This is a genomic window from Ruegeria sp. BHSA162, from assembly GCF_059613385.1.
The window spans coordinates 1-5,464 of sequence record NZ_JBXWSK010000129.1 but is presented as its reverse complement, the minus strand read 5'-3'; the positions used below and the strand labels follow the sequence as shown (position 1 = coordinate 5,464).

Here is a 5,464-nt window from a genome sequence, read left to right as displayed (position 1 = left end):
GCAGGTGCCCAGATCCTCGGTCAGGGCGGCGCGGACCATCGGTTCGAGGATCAGGTCGGGGACAGTGGCATGATGCATTTTGCGGTTTCCTTGAAGATTTTCGACCGCAGCGCCACGGCCTCGTCCAATGTCAGATCAGACCGCCGCCCCGGCCCTTCGGCCGTAACCGGACAATCCGACCGATAGTGCGCGCCGCGGCTTTCGGTGCGCATCAGCGCTGCTGCCGCGATCAGCGTGGCGGTTGCTGTCATGTTTCGGAACAGGTGCGACTGGCCGTGCAGCGACTCCAACACGGCGATCCGGCCCAAGGCGCGGCGCAGCCCGTCCGCGTCGCGCACCACCCCCACGCCATCAGTCATGACCTGGCGCAGTTCGGCTACGGCTTGGGGGTCGGGGTCGGTGCCGCCGGACGGCAGGCGCAGCCGCACCTCGGGCGCGTCGGCCACCGTCAGGGTGCCGGCGATATCACGGGCGCAGGCGCGGGCAAAGACCAGCGCCTCAAGCAGACCGTTCGAGGCCAGCCGGTTCGCCCCGTGCAACCCGGTCGAGGCCGCTTCGCCACAGGCCCAGAGCCCGGCCAGCGAACTGCGGCCGTTCAGGTCGGTGGCCACGCCGCCCATGTGGTAATGCGCCGCCGCCGCCACCGGAATCGGTTGAGTTACGGGGTCGACACCGTTGCGCAGGCAGGCCTCGGTCACCGCCGGAAACTGACTGCGGATCGCCGCGCCGATCGCTGCGCGCGTATCCAGCGCGGGCCGGTTGTCGGCCTTGGTTTCCAGATAGACGGCGCGCGCCACGACATCACGCGGGGCCAGTTCGGCATCGGGGTGGACACCTTGCATGAACCGTTCGCCGTGGCGGTTGATCAACACGGCGCCCTCGCCACGCAAAGCCTCGGTAGCCAGAGGCATCGGGTCTTCGCCCACGTCAATCGCGGTGGGGTGAAACTGAATGAACTCGGCATCGGCGATCCGGGCCCCGGCCCGCGCGGCCATGCCGATCCCCTGCCCCCGGATCCGCGCCGGGTTGGTGGTGCCGGCATAGAGCCCCGCCGACCCGCCCGTGGCCAGCACATGCGCCGCCCCGCGCAGCAGCACCGGTTCGGCCCCCGGCGCATCGGTCGGCGCCAGATATACGCCCGAGACCTTGGCCCCGTCGCTTTCCAGCCCCACCGCCAGCGCCCCTTCGATCACCTGGACCGAACCACGCCGCCGCAGCTCGGCGATCAGGGCCCGCATGATTTCGGCACCGGCCTGGTCGCCCTTGACGCGCACCACGCGGGCCACTGAATGGGCGGCCTCCTGCGATTGGATGAACCCGCCTTCGGCGTCCCGGTCGAACCCGGTGCCCAGATCGGACAGGTCCAGAATGTGATCCCTGGCCGCGCGGGTGACGAACTCGGCCACCTCCTGCAGGACCGACCCCGCGCCGGCGCGCATCGTGTCGCGGGCATGGGCTTCGGGGCTGTCGGACGGGTCCATCGCCGCCGCCACCCCGCCCTGCGCCCAAGCCGAACTGGCACCCGAGCCCAGCGGCTCGGGCGAGATCATCACCACCGGGTGCGGGTCGAGCTTGAGCGCGGTATAGACCGCGGCCAGCCCGCCGCCGATGATGACCACCCGAGGGGTCGAGACCGTCTGCATCGCCCCGATCAAATTCCCAGCTTGCGCGACAGGTCGATCATCCGCTGAACCGAAAGGCGCGCTTTTTCTGCCACGTCGGGGTCAACCTCGACCTGACCGGTCATGGTATCGAGCGCATACAGAACCTTTTCCAGCGTGATCTTCTTCATGTAGGGGCACATGTTGCAGGGCCCGACGAAATCAACCTGCGGCAGCGCGTCGGCGATGTTCGACGCCATCGAACACTCGGTGATCAGCATCGCCTTTTCGGGCTGTTCGTCGGTAACGTATTTGATGATACCGCTGGTAGACCCCGAGAAATCGGCCTCGGCCACCACGTCGGGCGGGCATTCAGGATGCGCGATCAGGCGGGTGCCCGGGTTCCATTCGCGGAACTCGCGCAGGTCCTGCGCCGTATACTGTTCGTGCACGATGCATGAGCCTTCCCACCAGACCACGTTCTTCTGAGGCACGTCGCGGGCCACGTTCTGCGCCAGGTACTGGTCGGGGGTCATGATGACCGTGTCGCTGTCCATCGCCGCCACGATCTGCGCCGCGTTGGACGAGGTGCAGCAGATGTCGGATGCCGCTTTCACCTCGGCCGTGGTGTTCACATAGGACACGACCGGCGCGCCGGGATAGCGGCGGCGCATTTCGGCAATGCCTTCGGCGGTGATCGACTCGGCCAGCGAACAGCCGGCCTCCATGTCTGGCATCAGAACCGTCTTTTCGGGGCTGAGGATCTTCGAGGTCTCGGCCATGAAATGCACACCGCATTGCACGATCACGTCGGCCTCGACCTCGGTCGCCTTGATGGCCAGCTGCAGGCTGTCGCCGACGAAGTCCGAAATGCCGTGATAGATTTCGGGCGTCATGTAGTTGTGGCCCAGGATCACCGCGTTGCGTTCGGCTTTCAGATCGTTGATCGCCTTGACATAGGGCGCGTAGATCGCCCAATCCGCTGGCGTGACGACTCGCGACATGCGGGCGTAGATGTCGCTCATGCTGGCGGCCAGCTCGGGCGACGGGGTCAGATCGAATTTCTCGGCAAGATGCGCGCGCTGCGCGGGGAGGTCAAACACTGGACTGGTTTTCCGCCTGTTGAATAGGTGGCCTCGTTCTTATGGGGTTTCCAAACCGTTTTCCACAGTCGAACCGCGAAAAAACGCCCCGAAATTCAACGGGACGTTGGGCCACGTGACCAAATATCGCGGACAGGCCGGAGTCACCCGGCGTCAGGCACCTCAACCGCGCACCAGACGCAGTCATGATCCGAGAGCGGCTTGGCGTCGGCGGTCAGCGACGACAGCAGACCCCGGTCGCGGCAGATCAGCCCCTTGCCGGCGAACCAGTCCAGCTTCATCACCCGGTCCGGGTGCGGCGTGATCAGGCTGGGCCGGGTAGTGTGGCCTTCGGTCGTGAACTCCCAGGAAAAGCCGCGCTGCTCCGCCAAAGCAAACAGGGTTTCCCGGCGCCAGTCGAAATCCGGTGGCAGGTGGTTGCCGGTATTCAGATCGCCACCGATCAGCACCGGCATCCCGGGCGCAAACTCATCGAGCGCATCCAGCAGAAGCTGAAACTGCGTATGGCGATGCGCCGCCGCAGCATTGCTTTCCAGATGGGTGGAAACCACGCATACAGGCCCGTTCTCGGTCGCGACTTCTGCTGCAATTGCCATTCGGCCACCCAGCCGCGGTTGTTGCGGATCTGACGCCCCGGACTCGGCCGCAAACCAGTGGCCATGGTCGTCAAGACGGATCATGGCCACGCGTTTGAACGGAACCGAGGACAGAATCGCGTTCCCATGCCACCCGAGGGTGTTGAAATCATCCTTGCAAAAAGCGCGCTCGGTCGGGCCGCCCAGATCCAGTTCGTGGAACTCGACCCCAAAGGCGTAGGCCATACCCAGCTTGTCGGCCATTTCTGCCGTCGTGTGACGTTGACCGGTACGGGACATACCGTGGTCCACCTCGGACAGCAGAACGATTTCCGGGGTCACAGCCGCCAGGTGGGCTGCGCTTTCTTCGGGGAACAGGCAACGTTCCACATTCCAAGCCGCAGCCGAGAAACGTGCACCCAGAACGTCCCGGGTTGCGTTTCCGCCCAGTTGCACCGCGTTCATCGCCGGTGTCTGCGCCATCAGGGCGCGGTGCGCCTCGGCCGTTCGCGGCGCTGCCAATATGCGGTCTCGGACATCATCCGAGACCGGCGGCAAAGACGACACGATGTTCGTGATCACAGGGCTTTTCCGGTTTCCGGGTGGAACAGGCTGATCGCGTCGGGCTTGAGTGAGATCCGCGTTTCTCCGGGCGCGGCTTCGACATCCTTGCCCACGTGGATCGTGAACTCCTGATCTGCCAGACGCCCGTGCAACAGGCGGTGCGCGCCAAGCTCTTCGATGATGTCGACGTGAAAGGCGATCGAGCCCTCCGCCCCGATCAGTACATCTTCGGGTCGCACACCTACAGTCACCGCGCCAGACCCTTCGGCCGTGGCAAGCACCGTGTCGCCGTTGATCATCACGCGGCCGCCCTCCAGACGTGCGCCGATCAGGTTCATCGGCGGAGCGCCCATGAAGCTGGCCACGAAGGTCGAGGCCGGACGGTGATAGATCTCGGCCGGGGTGCCGATCTGTTCGATCCGGCCCGCGTTCATCACGATGATGCGGTCGGCCATGGTCATCGCCTCGACCTGGTCATGGGTGACGTAGATCGAGGTCACCCCCAGACGCCGCTGCAGCGCCTTGATCTCGATCCGCATCTGGTTGCGCAGCTTGGCGTCCAGGTTCGACAGCGGCTCGTCGAACAGGAATAGCGCCGGGTCGCGGACGATGGCCCGCCCCATGGCGACCCGCTGGCGCTGACCGCCCGACAGCTGCGAGGGCTTTCGATCCAGAAACTCGTTCAGGTTCAGCATCGAAGCGGCTTCGGCCACCTTGCGCTCGATTTCGTCCTTGGGCGTCTTTCGATTCTTCAGACCATAGGCGATGTTCTTGCGCACGGTCATATGCGGGTACAGCGCATAGTTCTGGAACACCATGGCGATGTCGCGATCGGCCGGATCAACGTCATTCATGACGCGGCCATTGATCGTCAGTTCGCCTTCGGTGATTTCTTCCAGGCCGGCCACCATGCGCAGCAGTGTGGACTTGCCGCAGCCCGACGGGCCGACAAGAACCACGAATTCGCCATCACCGATGTCGAAACTGGACGGGGTCAGCGCCTCGGCGCCGTTGGGATAGATTTTTCGGATGTTCTTCAGGGATACCTGAGCCATTGATTCTGCCTTACTTGTCGGATTCCGTCAGGCCCTTGACGAACCAGCTTTGGAAAAAGATGACGACCATGACCGGGGGGATGATGGCGATGATCGCCAGCAGGTTGGCCCGGCCGTATTCGGGAATGCGGTTGCCCTCCAGCACCTGCGTGATCTGCTTGATCCCGCGCACCAGGGTGAACATGTCCTCTTCGGTGGTGATCATCGTGGGCCACAGATACTGGTTCCACCCGAACACGAACATGATGATGAACATCGCCGCAATCATCGTACGCGACAGAGGCACCAGGATGTCGATGAAGAATTTCACCGGGCCGGCGCCGTCGATCCGCGCGGCCTCGACCAACTCTTCTGGAACCGAGCGGAAGAACTGCCTGAAGAAGAACGTGGCGGTGGCCGAGGCGATCAGCGGGATGATGAGGCCCTGATAGGTGTTCAGCATCCCCAGCTTCTGCACCACTTCGTACGAGGGCAGAATGCGCACCTCCAGCGGCAGCAACAACGTGGTGAAGATCACCCAGAAAGCCAGCGTGGCAAAGCGCAGCCGGAAATAGACGATCGCATAG

At 64.3% G+C, this 5,464-nt stretch carries 5 protein-coding genes; all 5 read right to left on the bottom strand.

Annotated features, from left to right (window positions below; genetic code table 11):
- Positions 1–50: 50 nt before the first annotated feature.
- The gene (locus AC2FM5_RS19115) at positions 51–1,643 is read right to left on the bottom strand and encodes an L-aspartate oxidase (protein ID WP_496737516.1); all 1,593 of its coding nucleotides are present in this window, start codon (positions 1,641–1,643) and stop codon (positions 51–53) included.
- A gap of 8 nt (positions 1,644–1,651) precedes the next feature.
- Positions 1,652–2,704, bottom strand: coding sequence for a quinolinate synthase NadA (gene nadA / locus AC2FM5_RS19110; RefSeq protein WP_170372632.1), 1,053 nt, complete (start codon positions 2,702–2,704; stop codon positions 1,652–1,654).
- A 143-nt stretch (positions 2,705–2,847) separates the two neighbouring features.
- Positions 2,848–3,858: an endonuclease/exonuclease/phosphatase family protein gene (locus AC2FM5_RS19105; protein WP_496737518.1), complete on the bottom strand. Its 1,011-nt coding sequence runs from the start codon at positions 3,856–3,858 to the stop codon at positions 2,848–2,850.
- The gene (locus AC2FM5_RS19100) at positions 3,858–4,898 is read right to left on the bottom strand and encodes an ABC transporter ATP-binding protein (protein WP_170365752.1); all 1,041 of its coding nucleotides are present in this window, start codon (positions 4,896–4,898) and stop codon (positions 3,858–3,860) included. Before AC2FM5_RS19100 ends, AC2FM5_RS19105 begins: the two co-directional genes overlap by 1 nt.
- Positions 4,899–4,908: 10 nt before the next feature.
- Positions 4,909–5,464 (bottom strand): ABC transporter permease subunit (locus AC2FM5_RS19095; protein ID WP_496737512.1); only part of this gene is annotated, 556 nt, incomplete at its 5' end.